Origin of the sequence: Dysgonomonas sp. PH5-45, from assembly GCF_029893235.1 — a bacterium.
Lineage (GTDB): Bacteria > Bacteroidota > Bacteroidia > Bacteroidales > Dysgonomonadaceae > UBA1309.
Genome location: NZ_JARXWE010000064.1, coordinates 1 through 2,131, shown reverse-complemented (window position 1 = coordinate 2,131; position 2,131 = coordinate 1). Strand labels below are relative to the sequence as shown.

Below are 2,131 nucleotides of genomic sequence, written 5' to 3'. Positions count from 1 at the left end.
AAGACAAACTGAGTATTAAAAAGAGGCTATATAAAGCAGCGCTGGATACTCAATATCTCAGGAAACTATTGAAAATTTGATGCGGTTGCCCTGGTCATATTTAGTTTTGATTGTTAAATTCATTTTTTTAACAGAACGGCATCGTCCCTCATAAATTATATATTTTATGCTTATTTAACTCCTCTCCAATAAGCAAAACATACACTTGTTCTGTTATAATAAGACGAGTGTCCAATAAAAATATTTTATCAATCATGGGAAAATTTATAATCACGAAAAGAAAGAACAACGAGTTTCAGTTCAACCTGAAAGCAGCAAACGGACAGACTATTTTAACAAGTGAAGGCTATACCACCAAAGCATCTTGCCTGAATGGAATAGAATCTGTAAGGAAAAATGCGCCGGATGATACAAAATACGAAAGATTAGTATCTAAAAACAACAAGCCCTACTTTAATTTAAAGGCAGCAAACGGACAAGTAATAGGTACAAGCGAACTCTACGAAAGCGAAGCTGCCCGCGAAAACGGAATTGTGTCTGTAAAGAAAAACGCACACAAAGCCGATATTGTTGAAGAATTAGACTAACCATTACGTATTATTAAACCTTATTATAACAGAAGCCTCAAATTAAGATTTTTTGAGGCTTTTGTTGTGTTTATACGTCTCGGGATGGAAATTAATCTGTCACCTCAAAAAGTTTTCATATATTTGTATTCTCTATAAGTAACTACAAAGCACAATATAAGGAAACCACTCCTTAAATTTTGATACTCAATAATATCTGTAAAATGGATTATAATACACAACTGAAAAAAGTAATTCTTCCCGAATATGGAAGAAATATACAAAACATGGTCGATTATTGCCTGACGGTTGACGACAAAGACGAACGCACACGTTGTGCCAACTCTATAATAAACATCATGGGCAATATGTTCCCACACTTGCGTGACGTGAACGATTTTAAGCATATCCTGTGGGATCATCTGGCCATTATATCGGACTTTCAGCTCGATATCGACTACCCTTACGAAGTTATCAAGAAAGAAGATTTGCTCTTCAAACCTCAGAAAATAGAATACAGCCATCCGGATATGATTTACCGTCATTATGGTAAGATTCTGGAAAAAATGATTAAACTTGCTACCTCGTACCCCGAAAGTGAAGAAAAAGAACAACTCGTATGGCTGATTCTGAACCACATGAAAAAATCGTATCTGCAATGGAACAAGGAGGTTGAAGACGGTAAAATATTTCAAGACCTATACGAACTGTCTGACCGGAAAATTGACAAACGGGGTTCAGACGTCAAGTTAATGGAAGCTAAAGAGTTACAACGGAGCAATAATAGCAAACAGAAAAGCAACAACCAGAAGAAGAAATAAAGGATGATTAGACAGGAGGAGGTTTTCAGGATAGGGAAATTTACCAAACCCCATGGTGTGAAGGGAGAAATATGTCTGGCTTTCGATAATGACATTTTTGACCGGAGCAACTGTTCTTATCTTGTCTGTCTGACAGACGGAATTTTTGTCCCTTTTTTTGTTAACGAATACCGCTTCAAGGGGCAGCAAACAGCCCTTTTCCTGTTGGATGGCATCGACAATGAAGATAAAGCCCGGAAGCTTTGCGGCTTAGACGTTTATTTCCCCCGTAAATACGTGGAAGAAAGCAATTCTGCCGATGCTGACTATTCGTGGAATTATTTTATCGGTTTTTCTATCACAGACCAGAACAACAACATATTAGGAACGATAGAAGCCGTAGACGATGCTACGCTCAACACCCTTTTTTTCGTAAAAAACAACGAGGGCGAAGATTTGATTATTCCCGCCACCGAAGATTTTATAACAGAAGTCGATAACGACAACCGTATTCTCTATATGAATATTCCCGAAGGATTGGTAGAATAAGTTTCTTCTCTGTTTCAAAACTAACGAAAAACACAACACAACCCGTGTAATTGTGGGAGCGGGTTCTGTTTTTAGATTCTATTCGGGATATTTTGGTTTTAGATATATGCTTTTTATTATCAATGCGAATCAGTATTTAAAAAATTAGATAAATAAAAGCGATGGCAATTTTGCCCATCGTATGTATGAGTAGTCCGGCAGTGGATCTTACTTTTT

Annotated in this window: 3 protein-coding genes; all 3 read left to right on the top strand. The window is 36.9% G+C overall.

Translation table 11 applies throughout. The features are described 5' to 3' along the window. Nucleotides 1–251: 251 nt before the first annotated feature. The 3 genes from M2132_RS11935 to rimM all read left to right on the top strand — a co-directional run bounded on the left by M2132_RS11935 (nucleotide 252) and on the right by rimM (nucleotide 1,915). Complete coding sequence (locus tag M2132_RS11935; protein WP_348523160.1) at nucleotides 252–587, top strand: YegP family protein; 336 nt, start codon at nucleotides 252–254, stop codon at nucleotides 585–587. A 203-nt stretch (nucleotides 588–790) separates the two neighbouring features. Next, nucleotides 791–1,387, top strand: a complete 597-nt coding sequence (locus tag M2132_RS11930; RefSeq protein ID WP_280673850.1) for a DUF4290 domain-containing protein — start codon at nucleotides 791–793, stop codon at nucleotides 1,385–1,387. A gap of 3 nt (nucleotides 1,388–1,390) precedes the next feature. Continuing rightward, the gene (rimM, locus tag M2132_RS11925; protein WP_280673852.1) at nucleotides 1,391–1,915 is read left to right on the top strand and encodes a ribosome maturation factor RimM; all 525 of its coding nucleotides are present in this window, start codon (nucleotides 1,391–1,393) and stop codon (nucleotides 1,913–1,915) included. Nucleotides 1,916–2,131: the final 216 nt, after the last annotated feature.